Below are 19,364 nucleotides of genomic sequence, written 5' to 3'. Positions count from 1 at the left end.
AGATGGCCGGCATGGTTGTCACGTTAGCTGCTGCCCCGGCGCTAAAGCAAGACTGTCGCGATGACTGTCGAGCAGTTGCATGAACGCTCTGGCGGCGTTCGACAGGGTGCGCTCGGTGTGCACGATGTAACCGAGCTGACGCGACAGCTGGATGCCTGGAAGCGGCAGGCGCGCCACCTGTTCATCAAGCATGGTGCGCGGCAGCACGCTCCAGGCCAGACCAATGGAAACCATCATCTTGATGGTCTCCAGGTAGTTGGTGCTCATGGCGATGTTGGGCGTCAGATCCTCGGCTTCGAACAGGCGCTGGACGATGTGGTGGGTGAAGGTGTTGCCGCCGGGAAAAACCGCCGGGTGTAGAGCTACATCGGCGAGGGTCACACCCGTGCTCTGGGCCAATGGATGCTCGGGGGCAGTTACGAAATCCAGCGGGTCGTCCCACACCGGCACGGCGCGTACCGGTTCGCGGGTGTCCGGCGCCAGGGTGATCACCGCCAGCTCGGCGCGGCCGTGGAACACTTCGTCGTAGGCCACTTCCGAGTCGAGGAACTGAATATCCAGCGCCACCTGCGGGTGGGCTCGGGTGAAGGCGCGCAGCAGCGGCGGCAGGCGGTGCAGGCCGATGTGGTGACTGGTGGCAAGGGTCAGCCGCCCGGTGATCTCGCCATTGAGGTTGGTCAGCGCCCGGCGGGTGTCCTCCAGCACGTTGAGAATCTGGTAGGCGCGTGGCAGCAGGGCGCGCCCGGCTTCGGTGAGGCTCACCTCGCGGCCCAGGCGGTCGAACAGGCGCACGCGCAGTTGCTGCTCCAGGCTGGCGATGCGTTTGCTCACTGCCGGCTGAGTCAGGTGCAGGCGTATGGCAGCCTCGGAGAAGCTGCCGAGTTCGGCGATGGCGATGAAGGCGTTGAGCGTGGCGAGATCCATGGGCATTTCCGATGGTAGTGCGGGCGGTAGACGTCGATGCTATAGCAATTCCGATCGGGAATCTTCTGGATGAAAAATATGAATTTGAGTTATTCGCCAGCCGCGCATAGCATTCTCCCCATAAGCCAAAGGGCTATTGCCCAGGCATAGAAAGGCCACCTCTAGAAACCCAGCGATTGAAGCGCAGGCAGTTTTTAGAGGTGCTCGAAAGACCGATGAGGAACAGGCTGATGACCGGCAGAACGCTCTACGACAAGTTGTGGGAAATGCACGAAGTGAAGCGACGCGATGACGGCTCGTCGCTGATCTACATCGACCGCCACATTCTTCACGAAGTGACGTCGCCCCAGGCTTTCGAAGGCCTGCGCCTGGCGAGCCGCAAGCCGTGGCGTATCGACGCCAACATCGCCACGCCGGACCACAACGTGCCGACCACCCGTGCCGAGCGCCTCGGTGGCCTCGACGCCATCGCCGATGAAGTCTCGCGTATTCAGGTGCAGACCCTGGACGAGAACTGCGACGACTTCGGCATCCTCGAATTCAAGATGAACGACGTGCGCCAGGGCATCGTCCACGTGGTCGGCCCGGAGCAGGGCGCCACCTTGCCGGGCATGACCGTGGTCTGCGGCGACTCGCACACCTCGACTCACGGCGCCTTTGGTGCGCTGGCCCATGGCATCGGTACCTCCGAGGTTGAGCACGTGCTCGCCACCCAGTGCCTGGTCGCCAAGAAGATGAAGAACATGCAGGTGCGTGTCGAAGGCAAATTGCCGTTCGGCGTGACCGCCAAGGACATCGTTCTGGCCGTGATCGGCAAGATCGGCACTGCCGGTGGCAACGGCCACGCCCTGGAATTCGCCGGCAGCGCGATCCGCGAGCTGTCCCTGGAAGGGCGCATGACCATCTGCAACATGTCCATCGAGGCCGGTGCCCGCGTCGGCCTGGTGGCGGTCGACGAAAAGACCATTGCCTACGTCAAAGACCGCCCGTTCGCACCCAAGGGCGAGCACTGGGAGCAGGCCGTGGCGGTATGGCGTGACCTGGTGTCCGACGCCGATGCGCACTTCGATACCGTGATCGAACTGCGTGCCGAAGACATCAAGCCGCAGGTCAGCTGGGGTACCTCGCCCGAGATGGTCTTGGCCGTCGACCAGAACGTGCCGGACCCGGCTCGCGAAAGCGACCCGGTCAAGAAAGATTCGATCACGCGCGCCCTCAAGTACATGGGCCTGGCTGCCAACCAGCCGATCACCGCTATTCAGCTCGACCGTGTGTTCATCGGCTCGTGCACCAACTCGCGCATCGAAGACCTGCGTGCGGCCGCAGAAGTGGCCAAGGGCCGCAAGGTCGCCGCCACCGTCAAGCAGGCGCTGGTGGTGCCGGGCTCCGGCCTGGTCAAGGCCCAGGCGGAAAGCGAAGGGCTGGACAAGATCTTCATCGAAGCCGGTTTCGAATGGCGTGAGCCGGGCTGCTCCATGTGCCTGGCGATGAACCCGGACAAACTGGGCAGTGGCGAGCATTGCGCCTCGACCTCCAACCGCAACTTCGAAGGCCGCCAGGGCGCCGGTGGTCGTACCCACCTGGTCAGTCCGGCCATGGCCGCCGCTGCCGCGGTGACCGGCCGCTTCATCGATGTGCGCGAATTGATCCAGGCCTGAGGAGAGAGATGATGAAAGCCTTCACCCAACACACCGGCCTGGTTTGTCCGCTCGACCGTGCCAACGTCGACACCGACCAGATCATTCCCAAGCAGTTCTTGAAGTCGATCAAGCGCACCGGCTTCGGTCCCAACCTGTTCGACGAGTGGCGTTACCTGGATGTCGGCCAGCCGAACCAGGACAACTCCAACCGCCCGATCAACAAGGATTTCGTGCTCAACTTCCCACGCTATCAGGGTGCCAGCGTGCTGCTGGCCCGCGAGAACTTCGGCTGCGGCTCGAGCCGTGAGCACGCACCCTGGGCGCTGGACGAGTACGGTTTCCGCACCGTGATCGCGCCGAGCTTCGCCGATATCTTCTTCAACAACAGCTTCAAGAACGGCCTGCTGCCGATCATCCTCAAGGCCGAAGAAGTCGATGCGCTGTTCGAGCAGGCCGAAGCCACCGAGGGTTATAAGCTGACCGTCGACCTCGAGGCGCAGACCGTGACCCGCCCCGACGGCGTGCAGTACTGCTTCGAAGTCGACGCTTTCCGCAAGCACTGCCTGCTCAACGGCTTGGACGACATCGGCCTGACCCTGCAGGACGCCGAGGCGATTCGCAACTTCGAAACCGGCTACCAGCAGCGTCAGCCCTGGTTGTTCGGCGCCATCAAGTAAGTCAGAAGCGCCAACTGGTGGCGTAGAAAGAAAAGGTTACGTGTTATCAGCGAATGGGCCCGTAGCGCCTTGACCCCGTCGACATGGACGCCGAACATGGCGCCCCTCGCGGCAGGGTGATGGCCGCGGGCCTGTTCGGGTTTTCATAGGTCGCACACGGCAAGGCCGGCGATCCGAACGTAATGAAGGAAAACGTATGAGCAAGCAGATTCTGGTTCTTCCCGGTGACGGCATCGGCCCTGAAATCATGGCCGAAGCGGTCAAGGTGCTGCGCCTGGCCAACGACAAGTTCGCCCTCGATGTCGAGCTGTCGTTCGACGAGCTGGGTGGCGCCGCCGTGGACAAGTATGGCGTACCGCTGGCCGACGAAACCCTGGAGCGCGCTCGCGCGGCCGATGCCGTGCTGCTTGGCGCCGTGGGCGGCCCGAAGTGGGACAAGATCGACCCGGCCATCCGCCCAGAGCGCGGCCTGCTGAAGATCCGCTCGCAGCTCGGTCTGTTCGCCAACCTGCGTCCGGCCATTCTCTACCCGCAGTTGGCCGACGCGTCCTCGCTGAAGCCGGAAGTGGTGGCGGGCCTGGATATCCTCATCGTCCGTGAGCTGACCGGCGGCATCTATTTCGGCCAGCCGCGCGAGAGCAAAGTGCTCGATAATGGCGAGCGCATGGCTTATGACACGCTGCCCTACAGCGAGAGCGAGATCCGTCGCATCGCCAAGGTCGGCTTCGACATGGCCCGCGTGCGTGGCAGCAAACTGTGCTCGGTGGACAAGGCCAACGTGCTGGCCTCCAGCCAACTGTGGCGCGCGGTGGTCGAGGAGGTCGCCAAGGACTACCCGGACGTCGAGCTGAGCCACATGTACGTCGACAATGCCGCCATGCAGCTGGTGCGTGCGCCCAAGCAGTTCGACGTGATGGTCACCGACAACATGTTCGGCGATATCCTCTCCGACGAGGCCTCGATGCTCACCGGCTCGATCGGCATGCTGCCCTCGGCGTCGCTGGATGCCAACAACAAGGGCATGTACGAGCCGTGCCACGGTTCGGCGCCGGACATTGCCGGGCAGGGCATCGCCAACCCGCTGGCGACCATCCTGTCGGTGTCCATGATGCTGCGTTACAGCTTCAATCAGACCCAGGCGGCGGACGCCATCGAGCTGGCGGTCAGCCGCGTGCTCGACCAGGGCCTGCGTACCGGCGACATCCACTCGGCGGGTACGACCAAGGTCGGCACGGCGGCAATGGGTGATGCGGTAGTCGAAGCGCTGCGTAGTCTGTAATCTTCCAGGCCGCCGGGAATTGGCGGTGGTCTGTTCATATAGGTGTAGTGGTTATGAAACGTGTAGGTCTTATCGGTTGGCGGGGCATGGTTGGTTCCGTGCTCATGCAGCGCATGCTGGAAGAACAGGATTTCGATCTGATCGAGCCGGTATTCTTCACCACCTCCAATGTGGGCGGCCAGGGGCCGGCCATTGGCAAGGAAACCGAAGCGCTCAAGGATGCCTACAGCATCGACGAGCTCAAAGGCCTGGACGTGATCCTCACCTGCCAGGGTGGCGACTACACCAGTGAAGTCTTCCCCAAGCTGCGCGAAGCCGGCTGGAAGGGCTACTGGATCGATGCGGCCTCCTCGCTGCGCATGGCCGACGACGCAGTGATCGTGCTCGACCCGGTCAACCGCAAGGTCATCGACCATGCGCTGGACGCCGGCACCAAGAATTACATCGGCGGCAACTGCACCGTCAGCCTGATGCTGATGGCCCTCGGCGGCCTGTACGAAGCCGGCCTGGTCGAGTGGATGAGTGCCATGACCTACCAGGCGGCCTCCGGCGCCGGCGCCCAGAACATGCGCGAGCTGATCAAGCAGATGGGCACCATCAACGCCACCGTGGCCGATGAGCTGGCCGACCCGGCCAGCGCCATCCTCGACATCGACCGCAAGGTGGCCGAAGCCATGCGCGGCGATGCCTTCCCGGTCGACAACTTCGGCGTGCCGCTGGCCGGCAGCCTGATCCCCTACATCGACAAGGAACTGCCGAACGGGCAGAGCCGCGAAGAGTGGAAGGCCCAGGCCGAGACCAACAAGATCCTCGGGCGCTTCAAGAGCCCGATCCCGGTGGATGGTATTTGCGTGCGCATCGGCGCCATGCGTTGCCACAGCCAGGCGCTGACCATCAAGCTCAACAAGGACGTGCCGCTGTCGGATATCGAAGGCCTGATCAGCCAGCACAACCCCTGGGTCAAGCTGGTGCCGAACCACCGCGAAGCCAGCATCCGCGAGCTTGGCCCGACGGCCGTGACCGGTACCCTGAGCGTGCCGGTCGGCCGCCTGCGCAAACTCAACATGGGTTCGCAGTACCTGGGCGCCTTCACCGTGGGCGACCAGCTGCTGTGGGGCGCCGCCGAGCCGCTGCGCCGCATGCTGCGGATCCTGCTGGAGCGCTGATTCGCCACCGGCGCGCTGCCAGGCGCGCCAAAAGGGTTCGTTGACGCGCAAAGGGGCGGGTAGGGGTGATCGCTTGCGATTGCCGTCGCCCGCCCCTCTGCTTTTCGGTAGAGTGCCGGGTCTGTTTCAGCTACCCAGCGTCAGGCTCCCTTCATGACCTCTACCTTTGCTATCGCCCTTGTCGGCGCCACCGGCAGCGTCGGCGAATCGCTGCTGCAACTCCTCGAAGAACGCGACTTTCCCGTCTCCGATCTGCACCTGCTGGCCAGTGCCGAGTCGGCCGGGCGTACCCTGGCGTTCAAGGGGCGCAACCTGCGCGTGCGCAGCGTGGAGGGTTTCGATTTCCGCACCGTGCAACTGGCGTTCTTCGCCGCCGACCCATCGGTGACCCGGGCTCACGCCGAGGCGGTGCGCAAGGCCGGCTGTTCGCTGATCGATGTCTCCGGTGCGCTGCCTGCTGAGGTGGCGCCACGGGTGGTGCCTGAAGTGAATGCTGCGGCGATCGGCGGCCAGGCGCCGTTCGCGCTCACCAGCCCGTCCTCGGTGGCGGTGGCAGTCGGCCTGGTGCTCGGCGCCCTGCGCGATCAACTGCAGGTAAAACGTGTGGTGATCGATGCGGGTCTGGCGGTATCCAGCCGCGGTCGTGAAGGCGTAGCCGAGTTGGCGCGGCAAACGGCCGAGCTGCTCAATGGTCGGGCGCTCGAACCGCGACTGTTCGACCGGCAGATGGCGTTCAACGTGCTCGCTCAGGTGGATGAGCCCGATGCCGAAGGGCATGGGCAGCTTGAGCGTCGCGTTCATGCCGACGTCAAGGCGCTGCTTGGCAGCGACCTGAGCGTGGCCGTCAACTGCCATCAGGTACCGGTATTTTTCGGCGAAAGTTTGAGCCTGACCGTGCAGGCGTCTACACCTGTAGAGCTGGACAAGGTCATGGCTGCGCTGGAGGCGGGGCCAGGTATCGAACTGGTCGAGGCGGGCGACTATCCCACGGTCATCGGTGATGCGGTCGGTCAGGACGAAGTGTACGTAGGCCGCGTGCGCCGCGGCATGGATGACCCCTGTGCACTCACTTTGTGGATTGCGTCTGATAATGTGCGAAAAGGTGCCGCTTTGAACGCCGTACAGCTGGGCGAGTTGTTGATAAAACACCACCTGTAAAAGATACTTATCGAGAAATCTGCATATCTATTCGAGCTTGGCAAATACTGAGCGCGCTGATCGTTGGCTGGGGGGCCTGCAAAGGGGCAGCCACCGATCATCTATCCTCTCGTTGTGCGAGAGCAGTCAACACAAAGGAAAAGGCTATGGTTCGGGTTCGTAAACTGGTGCTGGCTATCGCTGCGGCGACGGCGCTGTCTTCCGGTATGGCGCATGCGCTGGGTGTCGGTGAACTGACACTGCAATCGTCGCTGAACCAGCCGCTGGTGGCGGAAATCGAGCTGCTCGACGTGCGTGACCTGTCCGCCGCGGAAATGCGCCCGTCGCTGGCCTCGCCCGAAGAGTTCAACAAGGCTGGCGTCGACCGCCAGTATTTCCTGACCGACCTGAAGTTCACGCCCATCGTCAAACCCAACGGCAAGAGCGTGATTCGCGTCACCTCGACCAAACCGGTTCGCGAGCCCTACCTGAATTTCCTCGTCGAAGTGCTGTGGCCCAATGGCCGTCTGCTGCGCGAGTACACCCTGCTGCTCGATCCGCCGTTGTACTCCCCACAAGCCGCTGCTGCCCCGCAGCTGCCGGTCGCCGCGCCGGCGCCCGTACCTCGTCCGGCCCCGAATGCCGCGCCGCGTCCAGCCGCTCCGGTCGCCAGCACCCCGGCAGCACCGCGCGCCGGCACCGCTGGTGGCGACTACCGCACCAACGCCAACGACACCCTGTGGGAAGTTGCCCAGCGGGCCGGTGGCAGCGGTAGCGTTCACCAGAAGATGCTCGCCATTCAGGATCTCAATCCGGATGCGTTCATCGGCGGCAACATCAACCGCATGAAGAGCGGTCAGGTGCTGCGTCTGCCCGATGACCAGCAGATCGCGCGCCGCAGCCAGTCCGAAGCGCTGGCCCAGGTGGCCGAGCAGAACGGTTCCTGGCGTCAGGGCCGCAGTGCGCCGGCTGCCGCCGGCGCCCGGCAGATCGATGCCACGCGTCGCAACGCAGCCGGCCCAGCACCGTCCGAAGTGACCCGCGAAGACAAGCTCAAGCTGGTCGCCGCCGAAGCCGGCAAGGCCACTTCGGGCAGCGAGAGCGGTACCGCCAACAACGCCGCACTGGCCAATCAGCTTGCCGTGACCCAGGAAAGCCTGGACTCGACGCGCCGTGAGAACGATGAGCTGAAGGATCGCATGAGCGACCTGCAGAGCCAGCTCGACAAGTTGCAGCGCCTGATTCAGCTCAAGGACAACCAGCTCGCCAAGCTGCAGGCCGATGTGTCGGCGCCTGCGGGTCAGCCTGCCGGCAACGCTACCGCCGGTGCCGGTGCCGATGCTGCTTCCGCGCCGCTCACCGCGCCTGCGCAAACGCCAGCTGCTGCGCCGACCGGTGAGGCGCCTGCCGCCAATGAAACCGCGCCGGAGCCGGCGCCGGTGGATCCATCGGTTGCCCAGCCCGCTGGCAAGCCGGCTGCCGAGGCACCCGCTGCGGAGAATGCTCCTGCGCCGACGCCGGAGGCTGCCGCACCCGCCGAGCCGGCTGCGCCTGCCGCCGAAGTGCCTGCCCAGGCACCGGTTGCCGCAACGCCCGAGCCGGTCGAAGAAGACAGCGCCCTCGACAACCTGCTGGCCAACCCGATGATGCTTGGCCTGATCGGTGGCAGCCTGCTATTGGCGCTGCTCCTGGTCCTGCTGATCCTGTCGCGCCGCAATGCTCGCAAGGCCGAGGAAGAAGAGGCCAGCCTGGCCACCTACGAAGAAGACACTCACCGTTTCGACAGCGATCTGGAGCTGCCAGCCGAGAGCCTGAACGATCTGCCGGATGACCAAGTGGCCCTGTCTCAGCCGGTTGGTGAAGAGCGCGTGACGGCGCAGACTGGCGACGCGCTCGGCGAGGCGGACATCTACATCGCCTACGGTCGCTTCAACCAGGCAGCCGAGCTGCTGCACAACGCGATCAACGACGAACCGCATCGCACCGACCTGCGCCTGAAGCTGATGGAGGTCTACGCCGAACTGGGTGATCGCGAAGGCTTTGCCCGCCAGGAAAACGAACTGCGTGAAATCGGCGGCGCCAACGTCCAGGTCGAGCAGCTGAAGAGCCGCTACCCGGCGATGGTCGTGCTTGGCGGCACCGCTGCCCTGGCCGGCACCGCCGCTGCCGACGACCTGGACACCTTCAGCCTCGACGACCTGACCCTGGACGAGCCCGAGCAGCCAGCAGCTCCGCTGCAGCCGGCCGCCGACGATGCCTTCGATCTGGATCTGGACGCCCTCGAAGCCGAATTCGCTGCAGAACAGCAGCCCAAGGCGCAGGATGATGCCGCTCGCTTCGACGAAATCGACACCCTGAGCCTGGATTCCGACCTGGATTTGCCAGCGCAGCCACCTGTGGCGAGTCGCAACGATTCCGTGGATTTCGACCTGGATCTGGGCGACGAGCCTGCCGGTCGCCAGGAGCCGGGCGGCGAGTTGGCCGACTTCAATCTGGACCTCGATACGCCGGCCGCGCCAGCTTCCGCGCAGGACGACGACTTCCTGCTGAGCCTGGACGACGACGCCGAGAAGCCGGCTGCCGATCTCGCGGATCTGTCGTCCGCTCTGGACAGCGACAAGGGGGACGATTTCGGTCTGCCCGCCGACTTCGACCTGTCCCTCAATGACGAGCCGGCCCAGCCGAGCAGTGGCGCCAGTTTTGCCGCACAGCTCGATGACGTGACCGCCGAACTCGATCAATTGGCCGAGAGCCTCGAGCAGCAGACGCCACAGGATGTGCAGGCCGACAACGTGCCACTCGATGAAGACGATGATTTCGACTTCCTCTCCGGCACCGACGAAACCGCTACCAAACTGGATCTGGCGCGGGCCTACATCGATATGGGCGATACCGAAGGTGCTCGTGACATCCTCGATGAAGTGATCGCCGAAGGTAACGACGGCCAGCAGCAGGAAGCACGAGAGCTGATCGGCAAACTGGTTTGACGAGCAGTTGATTGGCACTGACGGCAGCCCAGGGGGCTGCCGTTTTTGCATCTGCGGCATGCAACTAATTTGGCTGCTGGCGTGGCAGCCCACTTGGGTGGCGGTATAATCGCGACATTGCAGCTTTGATCCGGTCATGACCAATTGATTAACGAACCAATGACGGCAGCCGAAATGGCTGCCGTCGGCATTTACAAGATCGCCCTGGGTGTCGAGTACCGCGGTGCTCGCTATCGCGGTTTCCAGCGTCAGCGTGACGGTGTGCCATCGATCCAGGCGTCCCTCGAAAAAGCCCTGTCCAAGGTCGCCGGTGGCGCTCCGGTTACGCTCAGTTGTGCGGGGCGTACCGATGCGCTGGTGCATGCCAGCGGCCAAGTGGTGCATTTCGACACCCGCGTCGAGCGCTCCATGCACGCCTGGGTGATGGGCGCCAACATGAACCTGCCGGGCGATATCAGCATCACCTGGGCCAAGGCGATGCCTAGCCACTTCGATGCGCGCTTCTGCGCCATGGCGCGGCGCTACCGCTACGTGATCTACAACGACCAGATCCGCCCGGCGCATATGGCCGAGGAAGTGACCTGGAATCATCGGCCGCTGGATGTCGAGCGCATGCGCGAAGCGGCCAAGGTATTCCTGGGTACCCATGATTTCAGCGCCTTCCGCGCCCGGCAGTGCCAGGCCAAGTCGCCGATCAAGACGGTCCATCATCTCGAGTTGCTGCAGTACGGCCGTTTCATCGTGCTCGATATCCGCGCCAATGCGTTTCTGCATCATATGGTGCGCAACATCGCCGGTGTGCTGATGACCATCGGCGCCGGTGAGCGGCCAGTGGAGTGGGCAGGGGAGGTACTTCGTACCGGCGTGCGGCGCACCGGCGGGGTGACTGCTCACCCATACGGGCTGTATCTCGTGCAGGTGGACTACCCGGAAGAGTTCGAATTGCCGACCCGTTACCTGGGGCCGCACTTTCTGTCCGGCCTCGAGGACGTGGCGGCGCGCTGAGCGGGGCAGGGCGCAGCAATTAGTGGCGCGCCCTGGCCGGTCATTTGTTACCATCCGGCCTTTCGCGGAGGTATTCGTCTTTTGTCAGTCGTTCGCAGCAAGATCTGTGGGATTACTCGCCTCGAGGATGGGCTCGCTGCCGTGGTGGCAGGCGCCGATGCCATCGGGCTGGTGTTCTACGCGCGCAGCCCGCGGGCGGTGTCGGTCGAGCAGGCGCGGGCCATCGTCGCCGGTCTGCCGCCTTTCGTGACCACCGTGGGTTTGTTCGTGAACATGCCGCAACGTGACATCGAAGCGGTGCTGGCCGCCGTGCCCCTGGATCTCCTGCAGTTTCACGGTGACGAAAGCGCGGCCGATTGCGAGGCGCTGGGGCGGCCTTACATCAAGGCATTGCGTGTGCGCGCGCAGGATGACGTCGCTGCGCTGGTAGATGCCTACCCGAGTGCCCGCGCCGTGCTGCTCGACACTTTCGTGGACGGTGTTCCCGGTGGCACTGGGCAAGCCTTCGACTGGGCGCTGGTACCTGCCAAACTGAGCAAGCCGGTGATTCTCGCCGGCGGCCTGACGCCCGGCAACGTCGCGGCGGCCATCGCTCAGGTGCGTCCTTACGCGGTGGATGTCAGCGGCGGCGTGGAGGCGAGCAAGGGCATCAAGGATGCCGCCAAGGTCAAAGACTTCGTGCGTGCCGTGCGGGCGGTTGGAGAGTCGATGTGACGGCGCCGCTCAGCGAGCCGTCCATACTCCTATCGCCGCGAACAGTGCGCGCTTTTTTCGTGGTCGAAGCAGGTGGCGGGCATCGGGCCGGCCCCAGCGGCGACCGCTTTGTGAATTCGCTTGTCATGTGCAGCAAGCATGTTGAAGCCTACAGCGTTGGAGAATTGAGAGCATGAGCAACTGGCTGGTAGACAAACTGATCCCCTCGATCATGCGTTCCGAGGTCAAGAAGAGTTCGGTACCTGAAGGCCTGTGGCACAAGTGCCCATCCTGCGAGGCCGTGCTGTACAAGCCTGAGCTGGAAAAGACCCTGGACGTTTGCCCCAAGTGCAACCACCACATGCGCATCGATGCCCGCGCCCGCCTGAACATCTTCCTGGATGCCGAGGGTCGTGAGGAGATCGGGGCTGATCTGGAGCCGTCCGACCGCCTGAAATTCCGCGACAGCAAGAAGTACAAGGATCGCCTGGTCGCTGCCCAGAAGCAGACCGGTGAAAAGGACGCGCTGATTTCCATGAGCGGCAGCCTGGAAGGCATGCCGGTGGTGGCCTGTGCTTTCGAGTTCGCCTTCATGGGTGGCTCCATGGGCTCCATCGTCGGTGAGCGTTTCGTGCAGGCCGCCAACGTGGCACTGGAAAAGCGTTGCCCGTTCATCTGCTTCGCCGCCTCCGGTGGTGCGCGCATGCAGGAAGCGCTGATCTCGCTGATGCAGATGGCCAAGACCTCGGCGGTACTGGCGCGTCTGCGTGAAGAGGGTATTCCTTTCGTATCGGTGCTGACCGACCCGGTGTATGGCGGCGTTTCCGCCAGCCTGGCGATGCTGGGTGACGTAATCGTCGCCGAGCCGAAGGCACTGATCGGCTTCGCTGGCCCGCGGGTCATCGAGCAGACGGTTCGCGAGAAGCTGCCGGAAGGCTTCCAGCGCAGCGAATTCCTCATCGAGCACGGTGCCATCGACATGATCATCCATCGTGCCGAACTGCGTCCGCGTCTCGCTCGTCTGCTGGCGCAGTTCACGCACCAGCCGTCTCCTGCTGCACTGCCGGTCAGCGCATGACCGAGCGCTCCCTGGCCGAGTGGCTGGCGTACCTGGAGCGTCTGCATCCGAGCGCCATCGACATGGGCCTGGAGCGCTCCCGGGAGGTCGCGGCGCGCCTCGGCCTTTCCAGGCCGGCGCCGCGTGTCATCACGGTCACCGGCACCAATGGCAAGGGCTCGACCTGCGCCTTTCTAGCTGCCTTGCTGCGCACCCAGGGCCTGAAGGTCGGGGTGTACAGCTCGCCGCACCTGCTGCGTTACAACGAGCGGGTACAGATCGATGGTGAGCAGGTCAGCGATGCAGGCCTGTGCGAGGCCTTCGCGGCCGTCGAAGCGGCCCGCGGCGAAACCTCGCTGACCTATTTCGAGATGGGCACCCTGGCGGCGTTCTGGCTGTTCGAGCGTGCCGGGCTGGATGTCGCCGTGCTCGAAGTCGGCCTGGGCGGGCGTCTGGATGCGGTGAACCTGGTCGATGCCGACCTCGCGTTGATCACCAGCATCGGTGTCGATCATGCCGACTGGCTGGGTGATACCCGCGAGTCGGTGGCCTTCGAGAAAGCCGGCATCATGCGCGCGGGCAAACCGGCGCTGTGTGGCGATTTCGATCCGCCGCTGCCGCTGCTCGAACGGGTTGCCGAGCTGGATTGCCCGTTGTTCCTGCGCTGCCGGGACTTCGATCTCAGCGTCAGCGAATCAGGCTGGAGCTGGTATGGGCTGACGGCCACTGGCGAGGTGCTGCGCCTGGACGATCTGCCGCTGCTCGACCTGCCCATGGAAAACGCCGCACTGGCGTTGCAGGCCTACGCCTTGCTGGATCTGCCCTGGGGCGCCGAGGGCATCGCCGATGCCCTGCAGGCCACGCGGGTGACCGGCCGCCTGGATCGTCGTCACTTGAACTGGCGCGGCAAGTCCCTCACTCTGTTGCTCGACGTGGGGCACAATCCCCATGCCGCGCAGTTTCTTGCCGGTCGTTTGCAGGCGCGCGCCTTCGCCGGTCAGCGTCTTGCGGTATTCGGCCTGCTGGCCGACAAGGAGCTGCCTGGCGTGGTCGCGCCGCTGCTGGCCGATATCGCCCATTGGGCGGTGGCGACCCTGCCCAGCGAACGCTCGCGTCCTGCTGCCGAGCTGCATGCGCACCTGGCAGCCTGTGGTGCTCAGGTCGAGGCACATGGCAATGTCGCCAGTGCCCTCGAAGCGCAGTGCGAACGTGCGGCGGCAGGTGATGAAATTCTGCTCTTTGGGTCTTTTTTCTGCGTGGCCGAAGCCCTGATGTGGCTGGAGCGCTACGCCCAGGAGGATGTGCAGGATGGCAATGCTGGATAGTGGAACCAAGCAACGTATCGTCGGCGCGCTGGTGCTGGTCGCCCTGGCGGTGATCTTCCTGCCGATGCTGCTTTCCCGTCCCGACGAATTGCGGCACGTGGTGGTCGATGCGCCGAGCATTCCAGCCAAGCCGGTCACCCCTGAAATCGAAATGCAGCCGGTGATCGTGCCCGATCCCCAGGAACTGCCCCAGGAACCGGTACCGGGCGACAGCGCTCCAGCCGAGCAGGCTCAGGCGCCGGTCGAGCAACCCATCGTCGAGCTGCCGGCCAGCGAGCCGCCTGCGCCGACGCCGCCTCCGGCTGCGCAGCCTACTCCGAGCAAGCCTGCCGAAGTGGCGCCACCGCCGCAGAAGGCGCCGGCCGAGCGTCTGGATGTCAACAGCCTGCCGGTCAGCTGGTCGGTGCAACTGGCCAGTCTGTCCAGTCGCCCGGGCGCCGAAACGCTGCAGAAGACCCTGCGCGCCCAGGGCTACAACGCCTATATCCGCACTGCCGATGGCATGAACCGGGTGTTCGTCGGGCCGCTGGTGGAGCGAGTCGAGGCCGACCGCCTGCGTGACCAGCTCAACCGCCAGCACAAGCTCAATGGCTTCGTGGTGCGTTTCCAGCCGGAAAGCAACTGACGCTTCGCATGTTATCCGCGCTTAACCGATGGGCAGGGCTCTGCTAAAATGCAGCGCCTCTTCCATCGGTAGCCTGCATCGTGGCATTCACCTGGGTCGATTGGGCGATCATCGCCATCATCGCCGTTTCGAGTCTGATCAGTCTGAGCAGAGGCTTCGTCAAGGAAGCCCTGTCGCTCGTCACCTGGATCATTGCTGGCGTGGTCGCCTGGATGTTCGGCGGCGCGCTCTCTCAGCATCTCGAGGCCTACATCGAAACCCCGTCCGCCCGTGTCATCGCTGCCTGCGTGATTTTGTTCGTATTGACGCTGCTGGTTGGTGCGCTGATCAACTACCTGATCGGCGAACTGATCCGGGTCACTGGTCTGTCGGGTACCGATCGCTTCCTGGGCATGGTGTTCGGCGCCGCCCGCGGGGCCTTGCTGGTCGTGGTGGCGGTCGGGCTGCTCAGCCTGGGGCCGGTGCAACAGGATGCCTGGTGGCAGCAGTCGGCCTTGCTGCCGCATTTTCTGCTGGTTGCAGATTGGTCGAAGAACCTCATATTGGGTGTGTCCAGCGAATGGCTGGCCAGCGGTATACGCGAGCCGGTCGAGCTGCCGTTCAAAGAGGTGCTGCAGGGGGCTTCTCCTGTCGGCACCGGTAAATAGTCGTTTCACTGAGTAGGGGTTGCGTCACATGTGTGGCATTGTCGGTATCGTCGGTAAATCGAACGTCAATCAGGCGCTGTATGACGGCCTCACCGTCCTCCAGCACCGCGGCCAGGATGCTGCCGGTATCGTTACCAGCCATGAAGGGCGCCTGTTCCTGCGCAAGGATAACGGCCTGGTGCGCGATGTGTTCCAGCAGCGCCACATGCAGCGCCTGGTCGGCCACATGGGTATTGGCCACGTGCGCTACCCGACCGCGGGCAGCTCCAGCTCGGCCGAGGCCCAGCCGTTCTACGTCAACTCGCCGTACGGCATCACCCTGGCGCACAACGGCAACCTGACCAACGTCGAGCAGCTGGCCAAGGAGATCTACGAATCGGATCTGCGTCACGTCAACACCAACTCCGACTCCGAAGTGCTGCTCAACGTGTTCGCCCATGAGCTGGCCGTGCGCGGCAAGCTGAACCCCAGCGAAGAAGACGTGTTCGCGGCGGTGAAGGACGTGCACAAGCGTTGCCGCGGTGGCTACGCCGTGGTGGCGATGATCACCGGTTACGGCATCGTCGGTTTCCGTGACCCGAACGGCATCCGCCCGATCGTGTTCGGCCAGCGCCATACCGACGAAGGCGTCGAGTACATGATCGCCTCCGAAAGCGTCGCCCTGGACGTGCTCGGCTTCACCCTGATCCGCGACCTGGCGCCGGGCGAAGCGGTGTACATCACCGAAGAAGGCCAGATGTTCACCCGCCAGTGCGCGCCGAACCCGCAGCTCAAGCCGTGCATCTTCGAACACGTTTACCTGGCGCGCCCCGACTCCATCATGGACGGCGTGTCGGTCTACAAGGCGCGCCTGCGCATGGGTGAGAAGCTCGCCGACAAGATTCGCCGTGAGCGTCCGGATCACGATATCGACGTGGTCATCCCGATTCCCGATACCAGCCGCACCTCGGCGCTGGAGCTGGCCAATCACCTGGGCGTGAAATTCCGCGAGGGCTTCGTCAAGAACCGCTACATCGGCCGGACCTTCATCATGCCGGGCCAGGCGGCGCGTAAGAAGTCGGTGCGCCAGAAGCTCAACGCCATCGAGCTGGAATTCCGCGGCAAGAACGTGATGCTGGTCGATGACTCCATCGTGCGCGGCACCACCTGCAAGCAGATCATCCAGATGGCCCGCGAAGCCGGCGCCAAGAACGTGTATTTCTGCTCCGCGGCACCGGCCGTTCGCTACCCGAACGTATACGGCATCGACATGCCGAGCCCCCATGAGCTGATCGCCCATGGCCGCACCACCGAGCAGGTGGCCGAGCTGATCGGCGCCGACTGGCTTGTCTACCAGGATCTCGATGACCTGAAGGAGGCGGTCGGTGGCGGCAAGATCAAGATCGAGCAGTTCGACAGCGCGGTATTCGACGGCGAGTATGTCACCGGCGATGTCGACGAGGCTTATCTGAATCGCATCGACCTGGCGCGCAACGATGGCAACAAGGCCAAGTCGCAAGCGGTCAGCGAGATCATCGATCTGTACAACAACTGATCGATGTTAAATGATTCAACAACCGGGCCCTTTGGGCCCGGCCTGTTTTCTGGATGAGGAAAAGGATATGACACAGGATTGGGAAGCCGGTCGGCTCGACAGCGATCTCGACGGCGTAGGCTTCGACACTCTGGCGGTCCGTGCAGGCCAACACCGTACGCCGGAAGGCGAGCACAGCGAAGCGCTGTTCCCGACTTCCAGCTACGTGTTTCGTACCGCTGGCGATGCCGCGGCGCGTTTCGCCGGTGAGGTGCCGGGCAACGTCTATTCGCGTTACACCAACCCGACGGTGCGTGCCTTCGAAGAGCGCATCGCGGCCATGGAGGGCGCCGAGCAGGCGGTCGCCACGGCGTCGGGCATGTCGGCGATCCTGTCCATCGTCATGAGTCTGTGCAGCGCCGGTGATCACGTGCTGGTCTCGCGCAGCGTGTTCGGCTCGACCATCAGCCTGTTCGAGAAGTACCTCAAGCGCTTTGGTGTACAGGTCGACTATGTGCCGCTGGCCGACCTCGAGGGCTGGGCCGCCGCCTTCAAGCCGAACACCAAGCTGCTGTTCGTCGAGTCGCCCTCCAACCCCCTGGCCGAGCTGGTCGACATCGCGGCCCTGGCGGCCATCGCTCATGAGAAGGGCGCACTGCTGGCGGTGGACAACTGCTTCTGCACGCCAGCGCTGCAGCAGCCGCTGAAGCTCGGCGCGGACATCGTCATGCACTCGGCCACCAAGTACATCGATGGCCAGGGCCGTGCGATGGGCGGCGTGGTAGCCGGCAGCGCCAAGCTGATGACCGAAGTAGTGGGCTTCCTGCGTACCGCTGGGCCGACCCTCAGCCCGTTCAACGCCTGGATTTTCCTCAAAGGCCTGGAGACCCTGCGCATCCGCATGCAGGCGCACTGCAGCACGGCGCTGGAGCTGGCGCGCTGGCTGGAGCAGCAAGACGGTATTGAGAAGGTGCACTACGCCGGGCTCACCAGCCATCCGCAGCACGAGCTGGCTGCGCGCCAGCAAAGCGCCTTCGGAGCGGTGGTCAGCTTCGAGGTCAAGGGTGGCAAGGAGGGCGCCTGGCGCTTCATCGATGCCACGCGGGTGATTTCCATCACCACCAACCTGGGCGATACCAAGACCACCATTGCCCATCCGGCGACCACCTCCCATGGGCGCCTGTCGCCGCAGGAGCGCGAGAATGCCGGGATTCGTGACAGCCTGATTCGAGTAGCCGTCGGCCTGGAAGACATCGCCGATCTCAAGGCCGACCTGAGCCGAGGTTTGCAGGCGCTGTGAGTGCTGTCGGCGAGGGTGCTCACGGCCGCGTTGCGCTGGTCACCGGTGCTGCGCGTGGCATCGGTGAAGGTGTCGCGCGCTGGTTGCTGGAGCATGGCTGGCGGGTGGCGCTCTGCGATTTGGCGGACGGTCGGGGCGCGGCGCTCGCTGCGGGCCTTGGCAGCAACGCGATGTTCGTAGCCATGGACGTGGCGGACGAGCGTCAGGTCGCTCACGGTTTGGCAGCGGTCATCGAGCGCTTCGGCAGGCTGGATGCGCTGGTGTGCAACGCCGGGGTCGCCAGCCCCCATAGCGGGCCGCTGCAAGAGCTGTCGCTGGAGCAATGGAACCAGGTATTGGCGATCAATCTGAGCGGGCCGATGCTGTTGGCCAAGTACTGCGCGGCGCACCTGGGTGCAACGGGCGGTGCCATCGTCAATATGGCGTCGACCCGCGCCAGCCAATCCGAGCCCGAGAGCGAAGCCTATGCGGCGAGCAAGGGTGGGCTGATAGCCCTCACGCACGCCTTGGCGGTCAGCCTAGGCCCGAGCATTCGGGTGAATGCGGTGAGCCCAGGCTGGATCGATTCCCGTGATGCGGCGCAGCGCGCCAGTGAGCCGCTGAGCGCCGAGGATCACGCGCAGCATCCTGTCGGGCGGGTAGGGCAGGTCGAGGATGTGGCGGCGCTGGTGGCCTGGTTGTTGTCGCCCGAAGCGGGCTTCGTGACGGGCCAGGAGTTCGTCACCGACGGCGGCATGACGCGCAAGATGATCTACCGCTGAGGCGTGATCGGGTGCATCGCGTCTTTTTTGAAAAAAATTCAACGCCGGCCTTGACTTAGGTTGGGTGCCCGCGTAAATTTCGCGTCCTCGCAAGGCCAAGGGTGATTAGCTCAGCCGGGAGAGCATCTGCCTTACAAGCAGAGGGTCGGCGGTTCGATCCCGTCATCACCCACCACTTGCCTTGAGAGAATCGGACGTAAGTCCACCGACGCGCAGCGGTAGTTCAGTCGGTTAGAATACCGGCCTGTCACGCCGGGGGTCGCGGGTTCGAGTCCCGTCCGCTGCGCCATATTTTCCATCCCGGATCAAGGTCTGAGATGTGATGCGAAGGTCAAGCCTGCGCATCTGACGAAGCACGAGTTCTACGGACGCAAGTCCACCGACACGCAGCGGTAGTTCAGTCGGTTAGAATACCGGCCTGTCACGCCGGGGGTCGCGGGTTCGAGTCCCGTCCGCTGCGCCATATCCACCTGCCTCGAGCAGGTTTCCTGAAAAGCGACCCCTGGGTCGCTTTTCTTGTTTCTACCCTCCCTGGATGTCTGCCGCCCAGTGCTCGGTTTTCATCGGCGAATACCCGATGAGGCGTGTGTGCAATTCAAGGCGGCTATACGACTGCTTATTTCCTAAT

16 protein-coding genes and 3 tRNA genes are annotated in these 19,364 nt (G+C 64.1%); 18 read left to right on the top strand and 1 reads right to left on the bottom strand.

The genetic code is table 11. From position 1 onward, the window contains the following. Positions 1–18 precede the first annotated feature (18 nt). Complete coding sequence (locus tag BVH06_RS11610) at positions 19–924, bottom strand: LysR family transcriptional regulator (RefSeq protein WP_075929535.1); 906 nt, start codon at positions 922–924, stop codon at positions 19–21. A gap of 230 nt (positions 925–1,154) precedes the next feature. Between BVH06_RS11610 and leuC the strand changes: the two genes are divergently transcribed. From leuC to BVH06_RS11520, 18 genes are all read left to right on the top strand, one after another. Next, entirely contained in the window at positions 1,155–2,582 is a 1,428-nt protein-coding gene (gene leuC / locus BVH06_RS11605; protein ID WP_075929534.1) for a 3-isopropylmalate dehydratase large subunit, read from the top strand. Positions 2,583–2,593: 11 nt separating this feature from the next. Next, positions 2,594–3,241: a 3-isopropylmalate dehydratase small subunit gene (gene leuD, locus BVH06_RS11600; RefSeq protein WP_075934174.1), complete on the top strand. Its 648-nt coding sequence runs from the start codon at positions 2,594–2,596 to the stop codon at positions 3,239–3,241. Between the two features lie 196 nt (positions 3,242–3,437). Then, entirely contained in the window at positions 3,438–4,520 is a 1,083-nt protein-coding gene (gene leuB / locus BVH06_RS11595) for a 3-isopropylmalate dehydrogenase (protein WP_075934173.1), read from the top strand. Between the two features lie 53 nt (positions 4,521–4,573). Further along, on the top strand, positions 4,574–5,686 hold the full coding sequence (asd, locus tag BVH06_RS11590) for an aspartate-semialdehyde dehydrogenase (RefSeq protein WP_075929531.1): 1,113 nt from the start codon (positions 4,574–4,576) through the stop codon (positions 5,684–5,686). A 153-nt stretch (positions 5,687–5,839) separates the two neighbouring features. Continuing rightward, positions 5,840–6,844: an aspartate-semialdehyde dehydrogenase gene (locus BVH06_RS11585; protein ID WP_075934172.1), complete on the top strand. Its 1,005-nt coding sequence runs from the start codon at positions 5,840–5,842 to the stop codon at positions 6,842–6,844. A 146-nt stretch (positions 6,845–6,990) separates the two neighbouring features. Next, positions 6,991–9,810: a FimV/HubP family polar landmark protein gene (locus BVH06_RS11580; RefSeq protein WP_075934171.1), complete on the top strand. Its 2,820-nt coding sequence runs from the start codon at positions 6,991–6,993 to the stop codon at positions 9,808–9,810. A 159-nt stretch (positions 9,811–9,969) separates the two neighbouring features. Continuing rightward, a complete protein-coding gene (gene truA, locus BVH06_RS11575) occupies positions 9,970–10,815 on the top strand; it encodes a tRNA pseudouridine(38-40) synthase TruA (RefSeq protein WP_371915285.1) in 846 nt (281 codons plus the stop codon). 81 nt (positions 10,816–10,896) lie between these two features. Then, entirely contained in the window at positions 10,897–11,529 is a 633-nt protein-coding gene (locus tag BVH06_RS11570) for a phosphoribosylanthranilate isomerase (RefSeq protein WP_075934170.1), read from the top strand. 172 nt (positions 11,530–11,701) lie between these two features. Then, positions 11,702–12,586: an acetyl-CoA carboxylase, carboxyltransferase subunit beta gene (gene accD, locus BVH06_RS11565; protein WP_075929527.1), complete on the top strand. Its 885-nt coding sequence runs from the start codon at positions 11,702–11,704 to the stop codon at positions 12,584–12,586. Further along, the gene (folC, locus tag BVH06_RS11560; protein ID WP_075934169.1) at positions 12,583–13,890 is read left to right on the top strand and encodes a bifunctional tetrahydrofolate synthase/dihydrofolate synthase; all 1,308 of its coding nucleotides are present in this window, start codon (positions 12,583–12,585) and stop codon (positions 13,888–13,890) included. The genes accD and folC overlap by 4 nt, the downstream gene beginning before the upstream one ends. Next, entirely contained in the window at positions 13,874–14,515 is a 642-nt protein-coding gene (locus BVH06_RS11555) for an SPOR domain-containing protein (RefSeq protein ID WP_075929525.1), read from the top strand. The genes folC and BVH06_RS11555 overlap by 17 nt, the downstream gene beginning before the upstream one ends. 80 nt (positions 14,516–14,595) lie before the next feature. Next, the gene (locus BVH06_RS11550; protein WP_075929524.1) at positions 14,596–15,162 is read left to right on the top strand and encodes a CvpA family protein; all 567 of its coding nucleotides are present in this window, start codon (positions 14,596–14,598) and stop codon (positions 15,160–15,162) included. Between the two features lie 28 nt (positions 15,163–15,190). Then, on the top strand, positions 15,191–16,696 hold the full coding sequence (gene purF, locus BVH06_RS11545; protein ID WP_075929523.1) for an amidophosphoribosyltransferase: 1,506 nt from the start codon (positions 15,191–15,193) through the stop codon (positions 16,694–16,696). 67 nt (positions 16,697–16,763) lie between these two features. Continuing rightward, complete coding sequence (locus BVH06_RS11540) at positions 16,764–17,975, top strand: O-succinylhomoserine sulfhydrylase (RefSeq protein ID WP_075934168.1); 1,212 nt, start codon at positions 16,764–16,766, stop codon at positions 17,973–17,975. Then, positions 17,972–18,736: an SDR family oxidoreductase gene (locus BVH06_RS11535; RefSeq protein ID WP_075934167.1), complete on the top strand. Its 765-nt coding sequence runs from the start codon at positions 17,972–17,974 to the stop codon at positions 18,734–18,736. The genes BVH06_RS11540 and BVH06_RS11535 overlap by 4 nt, the downstream gene beginning before the upstream one ends. 99 nt (positions 18,737–18,835) lie before the next feature. Beyond that, positions 18,836–18,911, top strand: a tRNA-Val gene (locus tag BVH06_RS11530). A 37-nt stretch (positions 18,912–18,948) separates the two neighbouring features. Beyond that, positions 18,949–19,025, top strand: a tRNA-Asp gene (locus BVH06_RS11525). A gap of 97 nt (positions 19,026–19,122) precedes the next feature. Beyond that, positions 19,123–19,199: transfer RNA gene (locus BVH06_RS11520), tRNA-Asp, on the top strand. Positions 19,200–19,364 lie beyond the last annotated feature (165 nt).

This window comes from Pseudomonas sp. PA27(2017) (assembly GCF_001945445.1).
Classification (GTDB): Bacteria; Pseudomonadota; Gammaproteobacteria; order Pseudomonadales; family Pseudomonadaceae; genus Aquipseudomonas.
The sequence above is the reverse complement of the archived record's forward strand: the minus strand, read 5'-3'. Positions and strand labels throughout refer to the sequence as shown.